This is a genomic window from Acididesulfobacillus acetoxydans (assembly GCF_902729405.1).
Classification (GTDB): Bacteria; Bacillota; Desulfitobacteriia; order Desulfitobacteriales; family Desulfitobacteriaceae; genus Acididesulfobacillus; species Acididesulfobacillus acetoxydans.
Window position 1 is genome coordinate 3,280,868 of sequence record NZ_LR746496.1, and the last position, 16,067, is coordinate 3,296,934.

14 protein-coding genes are annotated in these 16,067 nt (G+C 53.5%); 2 read left to right on the top strand and 12 right to left on the bottom strand.

Annotated elements, in window-relative coordinates; translation table 11 throughout:
- Positions 1-7: 7 nt before the first annotated feature.
- Positions 8-235: a GrpB family protein gene (locus MNU25_RS14615; protein ID WP_240985734.1), complete on the bottom strand. Its 228-nt coding sequence runs from the start codon at positions 233-235 to the stop codon at positions 8-10.
- A 97-nt stretch (positions 236-332) separates the two neighbouring features.
- Between MNU25_RS14615 and MNU25_RS14620 the strand changes: the two genes are divergently transcribed.
- The gene (locus MNU25_RS14620) at positions 333-1,235 is read left to right on the top strand and encodes a DMT family transporter (protein WP_240985735.1); all 903 of its coding nucleotides are present in this window, start codon (positions 333-335) and stop codon (positions 1,233-1,235) included.
- 85 nt (positions 1,236-1,320) lie between these two features.
- Here the strand turns inward: MNU25_RS14620 and MNU25_RS14625 are convergent, their stop codons facing one another.
- The 10 genes from MNU25_RS14625 to MNU25_RS14670 all read right to left on the bottom strand — a co-directional run bounded on the left by MNU25_RS14625 (position 1,321) and on the right by MNU25_RS14670 (position 13,363).
- Positions 1,321-3,822, bottom strand: a complete 2,502-nt coding sequence (locus tag MNU25_RS14625; protein ID WP_240985736.1) for an MBL fold metallo-hydrolase — start codon at positions 3,820-3,822, stop codon at positions 1,321-1,323.
- A 175-nt stretch (positions 3,823-3,997) separates the two neighbouring features.
- Complete coding sequence (mutT, locus tag MNU25_RS14630) at positions 3,998-4,384, bottom strand: 8-oxo-dGTP diphosphatase MutT (RefSeq protein WP_240985737.1); 387 nt, start codon at positions 4,382-4,384, stop codon at positions 3,998-4,000.
- 86 nt (positions 4,385-4,470) lie between these two features.
- A complete protein-coding gene (locus tag MNU25_RS14635; RefSeq protein ID WP_240985738.1) occupies positions 4,471-4,728 on the bottom strand; it encodes a type II toxin-antitoxin system RelE/ParE family toxin in 258 nt (85 codons plus the stop codon).
- Positions 4,697-5,005 (bottom strand): AbrB/MazE/SpoVT family DNA-binding domain-containing protein, encoded by a 309-nt coding sequence (locus tag MNU25_RS14640; protein WP_240985739.1) that lies wholly within the window; start codon positions 5,003-5,005, stop codon positions 4,697-4,699. The genes MNU25_RS14635 and MNU25_RS14640 overlap by 32 nt, the downstream gene beginning before the upstream one ends.
- 1,028 nt (positions 5,006-6,033) lie before the next feature.
- Positions 6,034-6,615 (bottom strand): potassium-transporting ATPase subunit KdpC, encoded by a 582-nt coding sequence (kdpC, locus tag MNU25_RS14645; RefSeq protein WP_240985740.1) that lies wholly within the window; start codon positions 6,613-6,615, stop codon positions 6,034-6,036.
- A gap of 229 nt (positions 6,616-6,844) precedes the next feature.
- The gene (gene kdpB / locus MNU25_RS14650) at positions 6,845-8,875 is read right to left on the bottom strand and encodes a potassium-transporting ATPase subunit KdpB (RefSeq protein ID WP_240985741.1); all 2,031 of its coding nucleotides are present in this window, start codon (positions 8,873-8,875) and stop codon (positions 6,845-6,847) included.
- A 15-nt stretch (positions 8,876-8,890) separates the two neighbouring features.
- Positions 8,891-10,597, bottom strand: a complete 1,707-nt coding sequence (gene kdpA / locus MNU25_RS14655) for a potassium-transporting ATPase subunit KdpA (protein WP_240985742.1) — start codon at positions 10,595-10,597, stop codon at positions 8,891-8,893.
- A complete protein-coding gene (locus tag MNU25_RS14660) occupies positions 10,597-10,707 on the bottom strand; it encodes a potassium-transporting ATPase subunit F (RefSeq protein WP_240985743.1) in 111 nt (36 codons plus the stop codon). Before MNU25_RS14660 ends, kdpA begins: the two co-directional genes overlap by 1 nt.
- Before the next feature lie 48 nt (positions 10,708-10,755).
- Positions 10,756-11,070 carry a hypothetical protein gene (locus MNU25_RS14665; protein ID WP_240985744.1) on the bottom strand — a complete coding sequence of 105 codons (315 nt, stop codon included), beginning with the start codon at positions 11,068-11,070 and terminating at the stop codon, positions 10,756-10,758.
- 400 nt (positions 11,071-11,470) lie between these two features.
- On the bottom strand, positions 11,471-13,363 hold the full coding sequence (locus MNU25_RS14670; protein WP_240985745.1) for an APC family permease: 1,893 nt from the start codon (positions 13,361-13,363) through the stop codon (positions 11,471-11,473).
- Between the two features lie 350 nt (positions 13,364-13,713).
- On the opposite strand from MNU25_RS14670, the gene MNU25_RS14675 reads away from it, so the two are divergent.
- The gene (locus MNU25_RS14675) at positions 13,714-13,926 is read left to right on the top strand and encodes a twin-arginine translocase TatA/TatE family subunit (RefSeq protein WP_240985746.1); all 213 of its coding nucleotides are present in this window, start codon (positions 13,714-13,716) and stop codon (positions 13,924-13,926) included.
- A gap of 361 nt (positions 13,927-14,287) precedes the next feature.
- On the opposite strand, the gene MNU25_RS14680 is transcribed toward MNU25_RS14675, so the two are convergent.
- Entirely contained in the window at positions 14,288-15,925 is a 1,638-nt protein-coding gene (locus tag MNU25_RS14680; RefSeq protein ID WP_240985747.1) for an RCC1 domain-containing protein, read from the bottom strand.
- Between the last annotated feature and the right edge of the window lie 142 nt (positions 15,926-16,067).

Sequence of the window (16,067 nt, forward strand, 5' to 3'; positions counted from 1 at the left end):
CCACGCATCAGGAACCGGATTGTGGCGGCAATATGGGGGAAGAAATCCCAAACTCCCCCATGGGTTCGTAACCCAATTCGGTCATTTCGCCGTTCAATTGGTCGACGGCATCCATATCGCGCACCACCGCCATCATACCGATAACCGGCTTGACCATAATTCCCGGCACGGAAGAAAAAGAACCGAGAACCCATAAAGCCGCAGACCCGCAGAAAAAATTCAGGAAACTCTGCAAAGAGGCTTTCCTTAGAATGCAAAGACTGATATGCTATTCTTGGTATTCGGTTCAGTGCCGACATTGCCAAGTTGATGTGCGAAAGGATCTACGGGAGTTGAGTTTAGACAAAGCAAATCCGACCGCCTTACCGACTAAAATGGGGCGGCCCAAAGCCATCCTTTTCTTAGTCATCACAGCCACCCTTTGGAGTTCGGGCGGACTCTTAATCAAATCAGTCCACGCCAACCCTCTGGCCATAGCCGGGGTAAGAAGCGCCATTGCGGCGGTCCTCATGCTCCTGGTGCTGGGAAAACCGAAAATCACCGGGTCTTGGGCGCAAATCGGCGGATCTGTATCCTATGCCGCCACCGTCATCTTATTTGTTGCCGCCACCAAATACACCACAGCCGCCAATGCTATCTTACTGCAATACACCGCGCCGATTTACATCGCCTTTTTGGGGACATGGCTTCTGCATGAGAAGACAAAGCCCTCTGACTGGCTCACTATCATCATCGTGATCATCGGCATGGTCCTCTTTTTTCTCGACCACCTTAGTACCAAAGGAATCTTCGGCAATACCCTGGGGGTCCTAAGCGGAATCAGTTTTGCTTTCCTTCACATCTTTATGCGCATGCAAAAAGACGGTTCCCCTTGGGAATCGGCTTTCCTGGGAAACATTCTGACCGCCGTCGTCGGCCTCCCCTTTCTGTTTCAATCCTGGCCCAACGCTACCGGCTGGTTCTACCTGTCCATCCTGGGAACCGTGCAGCTCGGCGTGTCCTACATTCTCTATGCCAAAGCCATTAAGCATGCCACCGCTCTGGAAGCGGTCCTGATTCTAATCCTGGAACCCATTCTCAACCCGGTCTGGGTGTTTCTCTTTTTAGGCGAGGCACCCGGTCCTTGGGCCTTAGTCGGGGGTATCATTGTGCTCGCGGCCATCACCCTCAGGAACGTCCTGGCCGCCTTACCCACTCTGTCCTCCTCTCCTTCCCCGACCTCTAAAGGAGGTTAGCCTAAGCCGAACAAGGAACACGCACCCCGGCTGCGGACACTCAGCGAACACCAGTATATGTTCCGACACGACAGCGGTAAGCAAGTCAACGCCTTGCAAAGTCCAGCGTTAATCCTGTCAGCCGCTGAAATTCCTCCCGGATCAAGGCCTCGCTGCCCGGCGGTTCCGACACATAAGCCACAACCTGACTTTCTCGCGGCAGGAAAGCCAGGTTTTTTCTCAAAACCACGCCATACTTTTCCATTAAACGTTTGCCCATGTTCAAAACCTCATGCTGATTCACGGACTGGCTGATTCTAATCGGCCGGTGAATCTCATTTTCCAGTTGTTCGATCCGGTCTTTATAGCGCTCACCGACGGCAGGAGAGGCGAAAGAGAGCTCGACATATGATTCGGGACCTTGCGATTTAAGACTCTTTTTGAAAATTCGATCCGGTATGCCGGCCAGTGCATCCTCTATATAGCGTAGGGCCAGGTTTTGTTCCATGGGAGGACTCCCCGCCTCAGCCGGGCTTGCGGTCTTTTTCCCCTCGCTCGCTGTGCCGCCTCTTTTTTCCAAAATCAAACGCATACCGGATTGCGCGGCAAAAGTCCGCACAATTTCCCCAGACCGCTCCGGATCGCACAAAAGCTTCACCTTAAAGGCATCGCTCAGTGGTAGGTAAGAAATCTTCTCAATCTTGTCTTCCTCCCGCCCAAAAAGTTGGCGAATGTAAGCCTGTGCTTCCATTTGATTGCATTCGGCATTCGTTTCCACTTTCCAGCCGGTGGCCTGTTCAAATTCCGCGATCTTCTCTGCCAGTTGGCGGGCTTGGGCCGGAAACACGAAACTGAGCAAAGCGATTTTTTCCCCAAAGCGCGCGCCTTTTTTATAAAGACCCATCGCCGGAGGAAAATACTCGTCCACCAGCGCCAGCATAGTGTTGACCTCCATCTCGGCAGGGGCCTCTTCCGCCTCCACTTCCTCCGCCCTGCGGACATGAAAGATAAAGGGCCTTCTCGCTTCAGCTTCAAAATAGCGTGAATGATTCACGTGCGAGGAAATCTGTTGAACTTCATCCGGAGCAAAATCCCGGCGTCCACTCCAAATATAGCCCAGTTCTTCCACCGTAAATCCACGTTTGCTTTGGGCCGACTCCCTGATAAACGCCCACAAAACAAGCATATCCTCTTCCGTCAACCAAGCCGTGTGGGAAAGAGTCGGCAGATCCTCCTTGAAACTCTGCTTTCTGGGTACCCGAAGGGAGAGTTCATACTCCTCGCCGTTTCTCGGCGCGAACACCCGACCGCGTAATTCTCTTTGCACGTCTTGAGCCAATTTGGCGGTTACTTCCGAGTTCCCGTGCACGAAAAAAGCGTTCCTGGGCGCCAAAGCTTGCACCAGGGACTGAATCTCGGTTCTGTCGGCATGAGCGGAAAGGCCGTATTTGGCGATACCGCACTTCAGGGGAATGGTCACATCCCCTAATTTCAACACCCGTTCCTCCGCTTTGGCGTCCGCCAAGGCCAGGAGTTGCTGCCCCGGTGATTCCTCGTCCTGATAGCCCGTGAGGGCGATGAAGTTCCCTTCGTCAGCCGCCAGCCGGGCCGCGTACCATTGGCTCGGCCCCCCGCTCAGCATTCCGGAACTTGAGACGATGCAGCAAGGTTCGGCCGCAGAGACAATCTCTTCGCGCTGAGCCTGCCTCCCTGTCACAGCGGTCACGTTCCGGTCATAGAAGATCTCATTGCCCTTGAGGATGCGTTGGGCCAGCCGATGATTGAGGTAGTTCGGATTTTGTTCATAGACCCGGCAAATGTCTTTAACCATGCCGTCCACATAGATCTTGCAGGCCGGAAGCTCCCCCTTGTTGATCGCACGTTTAAGGATGAGGAGTACTTCCTGGGCCCTACCCAGCGCGAAAGCCGGGATCAAGATTTTCTTCCCGGAGGCCAGCACTTCCTTAACCTTCGCGACCAATCTCTCTTCTTCGATCGTACGGTTGGCGTGCAGCCTGTCGCCGTAAGTTGATTCAAATACCGCCACATCCGGCCTTAGCTTAGGTATGGAGGCTCCTTCCACGGTCCTTTGCGGGTTGACCGAAAAGTCCCCGCTGTAAAAAAAAGCCCCTTCTTCACTCGACACATAAACGGACACTGCGCCGGCGATGTGCCCCGCATTGTAAAATGTGACCGCGATATTTTCCCCCAAGGGTCGAAAAGTGTAGCCCGGTGAAAAACAGACTGCCCGGTCCAGCGCATCTTTTACCTGTGCCTCCGCAAAAACGGGAATCTCCTGTTCCCGGCTCTCCATGATTTTCAGACTGTCAAAAAGTAAGACCCTCATCAACTCTTTGGTGGCATGGGTCATGAAAATGCGGGCTTGGGGGAACTCATGGCTAAGCACCGGCAGGCTCCCGATATGATCCATGTGGGCATGGCTGATAAAAATAGCATCGACACTTCCACTTTCCTGGATCATGCGCAGATCCGGCAACAAATCCCTATTTTGACCCATGCGGATTCCGACATCAAAAACGAGATTTCGCCCCGCAATTTGTAAAAGCAGACAACTCGCGCCGACCTCCGCCGCTCCGCCACTAAACATAAGCCTCATAACCGGTTTGCGAGGATACCCCCCAACATTTTAAGCAAAATGCTTCAGAAATGACTGAAGGTTCCCCTACCCCCCTTTCGTTCGGGTATTTTTTTCCCTCAATTTTGGTCGTTGAACAGCCGCATTTTATTTGAACGAGTTCACTGATCTCGCCCCCGAGCGCCCGCTACTTCTCCAGACTAGACAATTTTTGGGCGAAGGGAATATCTGCCGCAGCAAAATCATACCGTTCCAGTTCACGGCCCGTGACCCACTCCAGGCGGCTGTGCACACGCAGGGAGAAGTCACCGGCAATCCAACGGCAGTAAAAAGCCTTGAGCCTGATCGTCCCGCTGTCATACTCATAGCTGCTCTGGCCAAAAAAACTCAGGACCTCTATGTCCACATTAAGCTCCTCTTTGATTTCACGCTTGAGACACTCTTCCGGCGTCTCTCCCGCTTCGATCTTTCCGCCCGGAAATTCCCATTTGCCGGCCAAGTTTTCGCCGGGAGCCCTCTGAGTGATGAGGACCCTGCCATCCCGAACGATGATGGCCGCCGTAACTTCTTTCATGATAGCTTCACCGCCACAATCCCCCGCAAGGCCGGGCCAGGACCTGACCCTGTAGCTTTCGCCTTTCTCTTGCCAGAAAGGTTTGACTAAAGGCTCTTTAGGATGTCATGGTGCCCTACGGCACGCAATACAATTGTATCACTTGTCCGTTCAAATATTATCCTAATATCCGTATTTGCATATGCTTCAATAAACACAGTGTCCTCAATCTTGTGCGTGTGCAAAGATGGATGCCCCGGGTTTTCGGAAAGGTAACGGAGGGCTTTTAAAACTTGTCTTTGCTCCCTTGGCGATAGCAAGAGAAAGTCCGCGTCAAACGGTTTGGTTCTTATTATTATTGGCATGGACAAGTTCCTCCAGGTCTTTAATAGCCTCATCCATGTTGCTAAATGTTTTATATTCTCCATTTTCCAGGGCTTCTTGGCTTCGCTTCATCTTTTCTTGCCATTCTTTAGTCCAAAAGTATTTTTGATTCTTATCTACCCAATCAACCGGCCTTAAAAAAATGCCACCATCTTTCTCCTCTATTATGAGATGATCTCCCTCATGTAAATTAAGGTCCTTGGCAATCTGGGCTAAACTGACAATCATCCTTTTCTGTATTTGTTGAACAATGGCCATTGTTTTCCACCCACCTTTCAGTCTCGCTGCATATACAGCTTAGCACATTCCGCTCAATCGATCAACTCCACTCAACATAATTCGAGGTGGGGTTCGACCACAGGCTGACCCTCGTCCAGCTTGCCTTTCTTGCAATTTATCTTAATTATTGGGAGACCCTTCAGTAAAAGGTTTAGGCAGTCTGCGATACCTATAACCCATGATACCTCCGATCAACGTAAAACGTATTCCGGCGGTTGGAGAGGAATCTTTCAATAGATTGTAATGCATCAGCGTTTCTTTATAGGCATAGCTGTTACTCTGCTCAATGGTTGTCAATTGCTGTTTAAGCCGGTCTAACTCGTTGTTTCGGCCCTTAGTATACACGTTGGCACTCTCTATAGAACCGCTCAGACCACCAATGCGCTGTCCTGTCAATCTTAACTGTGCAGATCCCCCGCCGCTGTCAGAGCTCCAATAGCTCTGGCCGTTCGATGAGCAAGAAAACCAAAGTAACGACATACAAGATTTTCCGGCTGAAGATCTACAATATGAAGGACCGTTGACCCAGACGAAAATTCGGATGGCCCAAAAACATGAATTTTTCGGGCGAGCAGAGGCTATACGGCGATACCCGGGAGTACTATGCTTGGCTTAAACCTTGTAAAGCTCGTTCTTTAAAAGTTCTTTCATTCCTCCGCCTCCCTGTCAAAATAGTAGAGATACATATCCTCGAATCCCGGTTCAACGGAAAGGGCCTCCGGCAAGGGCTTGTGGTCGGAAATGATCCTCGCTTCCATCATTCCGCTCTCCCTTCTCCGGGTGCTGATCTGTCGGCACCTTTTCACCGCCTCTCATATAGGACAACGAAGTAAACCGGGAAAAAGATCAAGCGAGTTCAATCTGCAAAAGAATAGATAACGCAACAAGAAAAACTCTCCCGCCTATGGACGGCAGGAGAGCTCTTATGATTCTCAAAGAACGTATTTCGCCATCAAGTCCGGACCGGGGAGGGCCGAACGCCCGTCTCCGGCCCCTCCGGCCGCGGTTCAACGACCCGTCAGGGCATCCAGAGCCAAGTTTAAGCGCAGGACGTTGACCCGCGGTTCGCCCAGAAAGCCGAACTGTCTTCGTTCCGTGTAGCGGTTGACCAAAGTCTGAACTTTGGCCACGCTTAAGTTCCTGGCCTTTGCTACCCTAGCTACCTGAATCCGGGCCGCCGCCGGAGTAATGTCCGGATCCAGCCCGCTGGCCGAAGCGGTGATCAGGTCGGAGGGAACAGGGGCGTTCGCCGCCAGTCCGTTTTCCCGGCGCACCTCGGCCGCCCGCTGTCCAGCCTCTGCCAGCAGGGTCTTATTCGTCGGCCCCAAGTTTGAACCGCCGGAGCTCGTTGCGTCATAACCCGTCTTGCCGGCAGCCGAAGGCCGGCCGTGGAAATAGCCCGGAGCCGTAAAGTCCTGCCCGATCAGGGCCGAACCCACCGGCTTCCCGTCTTTATACAGCAGCGAACCATTAGCCTGGTGCGGAAAAATGAGCTGATCCAAGCCCGTCACCACCAGCGGATAAGCAATTCCCGTGATGAGAGTCATAATCAAGAGGAGCACAAAGGCTCTGCCCGCTGTTCTCAACATCGAATTTGTCACCCTTTCCCCTAGGCAAAATAGCATCTTGTTCCCGTGAACTGCAAACTGCCGCCTTGGCGCCCGCTTTCTCAAACGCGGCTTCGCCCCAAATCTCGTACGGACCCAAGAGACCAAGATCCGCCGCGCTCCCAACGCCTGTTTCCATCTCTGCCCCGGCCCCGTGCCCGCGGCTGCCTATGCCCGGGACATGGTAGTCGTTGACACCCGAAACCCCTCGTTAGCTCAAATGGAAAGCGGAGAGAATCAGGTCAATGAGCTTGATACCGATAAAGGGAGCAACGATTCCCCCTAAGCCGTAGATCAAAAGATTGCGCCGCAGAATGATATTGGCACCCAGCGGCCGATATTTAACCCCGCGCAGGGCCAGGGGCACCAAGGCGATAATGATCAAGGCGTTGAAGATGACGGCCGAAAGAATAGCACTTTGCGGCGTGGCCAGCCTCATGATATTCAAAACCTTTAATTCCGGATAGGTGACCATAAACATAGCCGGGATGATGGCAAAATACTTGGCGACGTCATTGGCAATGCTGAAAGTGGTGAGCGAACCCCGGGTCATGAGAAGCTGTTTGCCGATCTCAACGATCTCCAGCAGTTTGGTCGGGTTGCTGTCGAGGTCCACCATATTGCCCGCTTCTTTAGCTGCTTGGGTGCCACTGTTCATCGCCACTCCTACGTCGGACTGCGCCAGGGCCGGGGCATCATTCGTGCCGTCTCCCGTCATGGCCACCAAGTTCCCTTTGCTCTGATAATCCCGGATTAAGGTCAGTTTCGTCTCCGGGGTCGCTTCCGCCAGGAAGTCGTCCACCCCGGCCTCCGCGGCGATGGCCGCCGCCGTCAGGGGATTGTCTCCCGTGATCATCACGGTCTTGATGCCCATCCGGCGCAGCTGGGCGAACCTCTCCTTGATGCCGCCCTTGACCACATCCTTGAGATAAACTACTCCCAGAGCCCGATCACCCTCGGCCACCACCAGAGGGGTGCCGCCTTTCTTGGCAATGTCTTCCACAGCCTTTAAAACCTCCGGCGACATGTCCTTGCCCTTTTCCCCCAAATACTTTTGGATGGAATCCATGGCTCCTTTACGGATTTCCCGGCCCTGCAGGTCGACCCCGCTCATGCGGGTGTGGGCGCTGAAAGGAACGAAATGCGCGCCCAAACTGCTGAGGTCCCGTTCGCGCAGGTTATACTTTTCTTTAGCCAGAATGACGATGCTGCGCCCCTCCGGCGTTTCATCGGCCAGAGAAGATAATTGAGCCGCGTCGGCGAACTCCTCCGGCGTCACACCCGGCGCCGGCACAAATTCCGTGGCCATCCTGTTGCCCAGGGTAATGGTGCCTGTTTTGTCCAGAAGCAGTACGCCGACATCCCCCGCCGCTTCCACCGCGCGCCCGGACATGGCCAGGACGTTGCGCTTGAGCAGGCGATCCATGCCGGCGATGCCGATAGCGCTGAGCAAGCCCCCGATGGTCGTCGGAATCAGACATACCAGCAAGGCGGCCAGAACGGGAATAGATACCGGAACTCCGGTATAGATGGCATAAGGTTCCAATGTGGCCACGGCCAACAGGAAGATAATGGTCAAGCCGAGCAGGAGAATGGTCAAAGCGATCTCATTCGGGGTCTTCTGGCGCTTGGCTCCTTCCACCAGGCCAATCATCCGGTCGAGAAAAGTTTCGCCCGGGTTGGCTGTAATCTGCACCTTGATCCAGTCTGAGAGCACTCGCGTTCCCCCGGTCACCGCGCTGCGGTCACCGCCGGACTCCCGGATCACAGGCGCGGATTCCCCGGTGATGGCACTCTCGTCCACGGATGCGACACCTTCCACAACCTCACCGTCACCGGGAATGAAATCCCCCGCCTCCACCAGGACGATATCGCCCTTGCGCAACAGGGAGGCAGAAATCTCTTCCCTTGTTTCCCCCACCAGTTTTTTCGCAATCGTTTCACTCCGTGTCTTGCGCAGGGCGTCCGCCTGGGCTTTGCCCCGTCCCTCGGCCAACGCCTCGGCGAAATTGGCGAACAAGACCGTGATCCAGAGCCAGAAAGCGATCTGCCCGTCAAACCCCACGCTCTTGATTGCGCCGCTGCCGGCATCACGCAGGGTAAAGTAGGTGGTTACCACCGCTAATACTTCCACCACAAACATAACCGGATTTTTCCATAAAACCCGGGGATCCAATTTCACAAACGATTCCTTAACAGCCTCCAAGAACATGGCCTTGTCCAGACCCGACTTTTTGCTCATCGCCTAAAACCTCCCTCAAAAGGCCTTACCGGCCCACATTAATAGCTGTTCGACGATCGGACCCAAAGCCAGGGCCGGGAAGAAAGTCAAGGCTCCCACGATCAAAACCACCCCGGAGAGCAGCCCGGAAAACAACCCCCCCGTCGTCTGGAAAGTTCCCGCGCTCACCGGCGCTATTTTCTTTTTTGCCATACTGCCGGCAATGGCAAGAAGCGGCAGGATCACTCCAAAACGGCCGACAAACATCACCAAAGCCAAGGACAAGTTCCAGAAATAGGTGTTGGCATTGAGTCCCGCGAAGGCACTGCCGTTGTTAGCCGAGCCCGAGGCAAAGGCATAAAGCATTTCACTCAGGCCGTGGGGACCCGGATTCGCGAGCGAGGATGTACCCGCCGGCAGGATGGAAGCGAGAGCGCTTCCCAAGAGGATACAGGCGGATGGGATGAGCACGGCCAGCACGGCCATTTTCATTTCAAAGCCCTCAATCTTTTTGCCCAGGTATTCGGGAGTGCGGCCCACCATCAAACCGACGATGAATACCGTCAAAATAACAAAGGTCAGCAAGCTGTAAAGACCGGCTCCCACACCGCCAAACACCACTTCGCCCAGCATCATCTGCAGCATGGGCGCCAGTCCGCCCAGAGGAGTCAAACTGTCGTGCATGGCATTGACCGCCCCGCAGGAAGTCGCGGTGGTCACCGTAGCAAAGAGGGCGGAGTTGGCCACCCCAAACCTCACTTCCTTTCCTTCCATGGCAGAAGCCCCGGTGATCCCGATTTTGCCGATCAGCGGATTACCCGCTATCTCCGAGCCGTAAGTAAGGGCCAGCATAAGAATGAACAAGATCAAGGCGGCGCCAAAAATCACTCTTCCCTGCCTGACGTCTTTAACCATGTGACCGAAAGTGAAAGTCAAGCCCACGGGAATCAGCAAAATGAAGAGCATCTCCAACAGATTGCTGAACGGAGTCGGGTTTTCGAACGGGTGAGCCGAGTTGGCATTGAAAAATCCGCCGCCGTTGGTGCCGAACAACTTGATAGCCTCCTGGGAAGCCACCGGTCCCAAGGCCAAAGTTTGGCTTGGTCCTTGCAGAGTGTGGACCGTCAGATAGGGAGATAAAGTTTGAATGACTCCTTGCGAACTCAGCAGCAAAGCCCCCAGCAGAGATAAAGGCAGCAAGATGCGCAGGGTGGAACGGGTCAAATCGACCCAAAAGTTCCCGATCGCTTGGGCCTGCCTTCGGGTGAGTCCCCGGATCAGGGCCACCGCGACCGCGATTCCGGTAGCTGCCGATGCGAAATTATGAACCGTGAATCCCGCCATCTGGGTGAAATAGCTCATGGTCGATTCCGGAGAATAGGCCTGCCAGTTCGTATTGGTGACAAAACTGACGGCAGTATTCAGAGCTAGATCCCACCTCATGGCCCCCAGTTTCTCGGGATTGAAGGGCAGGTGCCCCTGCAGCATTTCCAGGATAAAGAGCGTCACGATACCCAAAATGTTAAAAACAATAAGTGCCCCCGCGTACTGCCGCCAGTTCATGTCCTCTTCAGGGTTTATGCCGCACACCCTGTAGATAAGCTTCTCCAATGGCCCCATCACCTTGTCGAGGAAGGTCTTCTCCCCTTGCAAGACTTTGGCCATGTAACGTCCCAGCGGGATGGCTAAAACGACGAGTATGACGAGGTAAAACCCCATCTGGGCCAAATCATTGATTTTCATCACAGTTCCTCCGCTTTCAACAGGGTGTAGGCCAAATAGATTAAGAGAGCCAAAGCTACAATGCCGCCTAAAATCATGTCTCCCACAGATTTCACCCCTCTAAAAGTCATTACCACCCTTTCAGGGGGTGGCTTGGGGACTCTTGCCAAATAGGACAGTTATTTACTCATTTTAGTTTGCCCCCCTGTTTGGCGATTATTCGGGCCCGGGCGCAACCGAAATCTAAAAGTCCGGGGGTTTCCCTTGTAGAACCGGAGTTTCCTGATCTTGATCTTATCAGACAAAGCATACTCTTTCACCGCCACATCCCCATCTTCTTGCGGAGCCGTGCGGCTGTAGACCCCCTCCAGGAAATCTATAAATTTATCCAGGAGTGTCCTTTTTCGGAAATAAGCCTCGATTCTTTCCGTGACCATAAAAATCACCAGCAAAGAGACACCAAGGACGACTCCCTCCAACACATCCCTAAACATTCTTGATCCTCCCCTATGGTTCTAACCTCCCGGGCTGTTTCAGTTTTTCCTTCTTCCATTTTGTAAAGCGTTTCTATTATAGGCTTTTCCGGCATCAAATTAGCGTAAATAGACATCCGGGGCCTATAAAAATAGCGTAAAAATATCCCGCGTGCCTAAGGACACCTACTGACTCCGCACCCGGACTCCCGGCAACAAAAACAAAAATAGGAAGCGGTTGAATCAAAATCGGCAATCTTTTCACCGGCACACAACCGCTCCAGACAGGACGCAAAAAATAACGGCGCCGTCCCGGCGCCGCAACATATGCCCAAGTTGACACTGCGTTTTTAGATAACATCTCCACCCGTATGGCTGCTCCCCCTCGTGGGACTCAGCTTCGGGCGGATCTCTTAACCCATCACCGGCCGGTGTGTTCACACGCTTGACCCGGCTGTTCGACCACGCCGTTGCGACCGGCTCCATGGCTTAAGTGATAGGGCACCGAGGCCACGACCATATTTTTGCTCAACGTCAGATAGGACTTGAGCAAGAGACCGGATTGGTTGTGAAGCAAATACTGCCACCAGGTCGCTGTAAAGAATTCCGGGATCAAAACCATGATCAGTTCCTTCGGCGCTGCCGACTTTTCAATCTCGTCGAAATAACCCCGCAGAGGCACCATCAGGCTGCGATAGGGACTGGGGATGACCTCCATGGGAATATCCGGGTAATAATGTTCCCACTGTCCCTTAATTTTCCCCACTTTCTCTTCGTTAATGGCCACATGAACGGCCCTGATATCCTTGCTCAGGGATTTTGCATATTCGATCGTATTGACGACAACCTTGGTAAACCCCGCGACCGGTACAATAATCTTGATGTGCTCAGGGTGCACGCAGGTGATCGGGTCGCTGACCCGCAGCTGGCGCGCAATGTCTACATAGTGCATGTGAATTTTTGACAACATCCAGACAATAAGAGGGATGACCACGATCACAAGCCAGGCCCCATAAATGAATTTCGTGACGGAAATAACGATGAGAGCCGTCCCGCTGAACAAGGCGCCCAGCCCGTTGATAGCCGCCTGTTTTCTCCAGTGAGCGTCCTTCTTGACCCACCAGTGTTTGACCATCCCCGTCTGCGACAGGGTAAAGGCGAGAAAGACTCCTACCGCATAAAGAGGGATTAAGTTATGTGTGTCCCCATGGAAAACGATGAGCAGAAGTGCCGACAAAGCCGATAAAGTGATGATTCCGTTGGAAAAGACCAGTTTGTCTCCCCTTAAGCCGAAGGAACGGGGAAGGTAGCCGTCCCGGGCGAGCAGACTTGCCACCATGGGAAAATCGCTGAAACTGGTGTTGGCCGCCATAACCAAAATCAGGGCCGTACTTCCCTGCACTAGGTAGTAAAACCAGCCGCGCCCCACGAGCAAGGTAGCGATTTGCGAGATGACGGTCTGGTCCGAACTCGGAGTAACGCGCAAAATTTGAGCCAAGTAAGTAACTCCGCCGAATTGGAAAACAATGATTAGGCTCATAATCGTTAAAGTAATGGCCGCGTTTCTCGAACGGGGTTCCTTAAAGTTCGGCACACCGTTACTGATAGCCTCCACGCCGGTTAACGCGGAACAACCGCTGGAAAACGCCCGCATCAAAACCCAAAGAGTGATGGCAGTGGCCGGAGTCGAACCCAGGATGGGATTGACCGGAGCGGGAGGGATAGGCAGGCCGAGAGCATGTTTATAAATCCCTACTCCGATCAGGGTAAGCAAAGAGACGATAAAAACGTAGGTCGGCAGGGCAAAAACCGCAGCCGATTCTTTGAGTCCCCTCAGGTTGCCAATCGTCAAGATTAAAAGAAAGAATAAACACAACTCCACCGGGTAGGGTAACAAGACGGGAAACGCCGACGTGATGGCCGCCACTCCGGACGCAATGCTGACGGAAACGGTCAGGATGTAATCAATAACCAGCGCCGTACCCGCCACCAGACCCGGGATTTGTCCCAAATTGTCCTTAGCCACGATGTAAGAGCCGCCGCCGTTGGGGTAGGCAAAAATCGTTTGGCGGTAAGATACCGTTAAAGTGAGCAAGAGCAGCAAGATGGCCCCGGTTATGGGCAGGGAGTAAGACAGGGCAAAAGCTCCCAAGGGGGCTGTAACCCAGAGAATTTCTTCGGCGGCATAAGCCACGGAAGAGAGAGCATCCGATGAATAGACGGCCAAGGCCTTAAACTTGGTCAGCCGTTGATGAACAAGAACCTTGTTTTCTAGCGGGGGACCAATGAGAAATCTTTTAAGCAGGCGAACCATCTTCCCTATTCCTTTCTCTTACGAAGACTAGACGTCGGTCATTGAAGCGATACCAGCCACCGGTGTCAGACATTTACGGCTTTTTTACCTTTTATCTTTGCCCCCTCGTCAAATTATTGCTCTTCAAAAACAGCCCAATTATAGCCCCTTTCCTGCCCTACCCTGTGTAAAAAAAGGCGTATAAACCGTAAAAATTCCGTAAAAATCACGTCCTATGTCCGTTAGGCTTTACGTAAATTAGAGAAATCATCCGTCGCTTCGCACATTAGGCTATCCTGCTGCTTTCGTTCACTTAAGCGGGCTTGGACTCCAAATCGAAACGTGGTATAATCTGATGGAGGTGATAATAAATGTTGACGACATTTGGTTTCTTAGATCCCCCAGAATTGGTTATCATACTTGTTATTGCCCTTGTTATTTTCGGCCCCGGGAAACTGCCTGAACTCGGTAAATCTTTAGGCAAGGGCATTAGCGAGTTTAAAGCGGCTACCAACGGCGAACCGGAAAAAAAGAAAGAAGCCGTGGGTGAACCGGACAAAAAAGACGAACCCAAAAACGGTTAGGTTTTGGGTTCGTCCCCCGCATCCATGTGTATCATTTCTATCGTTCACTGCTTTACTTCAACGAATACGCCGGTCAGGGAGATCGTCTCTTTGACTGGCATTTTATTTTACTTGCAGGGTCTGTCAGTTAAGCTAGCGTGTCTGCATTTGATACAGAACACCAAGTGGTAACGCAATGCGCAGACATAAGCGAGTCCATGCCTAATTTCCAAGCGAATTTTCCCCTACTCATGTTATAGCATATGACACAGAGCAACCCATCTAGAAATTCGGTTTTTGGGCTGCTATTTGCATGGTAAATGCAGGGCGGCAAGAGCGCCCTAACTCATGACTGAAGTCACGAGTGTGCGGACGCTGTCCCTCAAGGCAGGTGCAGAACTTGCACCGGAAGATCGGCTCCGAAGATAATGCCATAATACCCTTTGCCGATACAAGTCCCGGTCGTGCCGTTGCCAAGCTCCCCGTCTTTGCCGTCCCCCCAGGCCCAAACATGATTCGACGAGTCGAGGGCATATCCGGTTGAGTTTCCGCCGGCAATCGCTGCGATTTGAGTAAGGTTGAGAACCCGAACGGGGTTAGAGGTAACGGCGTTCAATCCGGCCTCACCATTGCCGAGTTCACCGGATGTTCCATCGCCGGAAGCCCACACCCGGCCCTTCGTGTCCAAGGCATAACTGGTAAAAGTTCCGCCCACCACTTCCCGCACGTCCGTAGGACTTAAGACCCGAACGGGAACGGCAGAAGGATCGGTTCGCGAGCCGTTGAACAGCGAGCCGTCGGCATTGCCCCAGGCCCAAAGCTGTCCGGACGAGGTGAGGGCACAGGCCGTTCCCAACCCGCCGGTAAAAATCCGCCTGACCTGGGTCAGGTTTGAAACCCGAACGGGGGTGGTCGCTCCGTAATTGACATTCTTGTGGGAGTCGATTCCGATCGGATTTCCGGTGGAACCGTTGCCAAGCTCGCAGTTTCTTCCGTCTCCCCAGGCCCAGACACCTCCGGACGCATCGAGGGCATAACCGTTCACCCCGCTGGCCGCGATGGCGACAATATGAGGTAAATTGGCCACTTGGACCGGAACGGCCGCCCCGTAAACCTCACCGCCGGACTCATCTTTGCCGATAGGCGCTCCGGTTGTACCGTTGCCGAGCTCCCCGTTTTCCCCGTCTCCCCAAGCCCACACGTGCCCGGATTCGTCGAGGGCGTAGCCGGTCGCTTCGCCGGCGGCCACAGTCACAATGTGGGCCAGCTGGGAAACCCGAACCGGGGTGGCTTGCCGCTTGGTCAGACTGCCATTGCCAAGCTCTCCATCAAGTCCGTCCCCCCAGGCCCAGACATGACCGGACGAGTCAAGCGCATACCCCGTAGACTCCCCCGCCGCGATTTCCGTGATATGCGAGAGCTTGGCAACCTGTACGGGCACCGCCTGAACTTTTCTGACCGAACCGTTGCCAAGTTGCCCGTGTTCTCCCCCACCCCACGCCCAAACGTGACCCGAACTGCTGAGGTAATAGGCGGTCACCCCTCCGGCAGCGATCGCCGGCTGCTGTTTCTTGATCGGCGCTCCCATAGCTCCCTGCCCCCTGATGAGAAGGAATATGATCAGAAGAGCACCGACACCCACACAGCCAATAAGGCCGGCGGCCCAATACAGCTGCTTTTTCTTCCCGCAGGTTTTCCCTGTGGCTGCTTTGTCGCCGTTCCCTATGGCAGCTTTGTCGCCGTTCCCTGCGGCAGCTTTACTGTCGTTCCCTGTGGCAGCTTTACCGTCGTTCCCTGTGGCAGCTTTACCGTCGTTCCCTGTGGCAGCTTTACTTTCGGCCGTTTTCTTTCCGGCCGTCTTCTTTTCGGCAAGCAGCTTTTTGCTAACCGGCCGTTCGGCAGCCGGCTCTTCGGGAACCGGCCTTTCTGTAATTTCCTTCTCAACTGTTTTTGCGCCGGAAATTTTCCTCCCAGCTGCTTCCTTTTTGAAGATTCCCTTTCCGCCAGTCTGACACGGCAAATGCATCACCCGCTTCTATCTCAACCTTTTTTCCCGCCTTCGGATTCGCAAGGTTCCCCCGCATTTTCCCAATAGGTAATTAGGCAAATTTCCTATAGTCCCGCAGGTTCTGTCTTATAGCTTAGGTTCTGCATGATTGCTG

Bases quoted from the DNA above. Each gene is read 5' to 3' on its own strand.
- MNU25_RS14625 (WP_240985736.1), bottom strand. From the start codon at position 3,822: ATGTTTAGTGGCGGAGCGGCGGAGGTCGGCGCGAGTTGTCTGCTTTTA.
- mutT (WP_240985737.1), bottom strand. From the start codon at position 4,384: ATGAAAGAAGTTACGGCGGCCATCATCGTTCGGGATGGCAGGGTCCTC.
- MNU25_RS14635 (WP_240985738.1), bottom strand. From the start codon at position 4,728: ATGCCAATAATAATAAGAACCAAACCGTTTGACGCGGACTTTCTCTTG.
- MNU25_RS14640 (WP_240985739.1), bottom strand. From the start codon at position 5,005: ATGGCCATTGTTCAACAAATACAGAAAAGGATGATTGTCAGTTTAGCC.
- kdpC (WP_240985740.1), bottom strand. From the start codon at position 6,615: ATGTTGAGAACAGCGGGCAGAGCCTTTGTGCTCCTCTTGATTATGACT.
- kdpB (WP_240985741.1), bottom strand. From the start codon at position 8,875: ATGAGCAAAAAGTCGGGTCTGGACAAGGCCATGTTCTTGGAGGCTGTT.
- kdpA (WP_240985742.1), bottom strand. From the start codon at position 10,597: ATGAAAATCAATGATTTGGCCCAGATGGGGTTTTACCTCGTCATACTC.
- MNU25_RS14660 (WP_240985743.1), bottom strand. From the start codon at position 10,707: ATGACTTTTAGAGGGGTGAAATCTGTGGGAGACATGATTTTAGGCGGC.
- MNU25_RS14665 (WP_240985744.1), bottom strand. From the start codon at position 11,070: ATGTTTAGGGATGTGTTGGAGGGAGTCGTCCTTGGTGTCTCTTTGCTG.
- MNU25_RS14670 (WP_240985745.1), bottom strand. From the start codon at position 13,363: ATGGTTCGCCTGCTTAAAAGATTTCTCATTGGTCCCCCGCTAGAAAAC.
- MNU25_RS14675 (WP_240985746.1), top strand. From the start codon at position 13,714: ATGTTGACGACATTTGGTTTCTTAGATCCCCCAGAATTGGTTATCATA.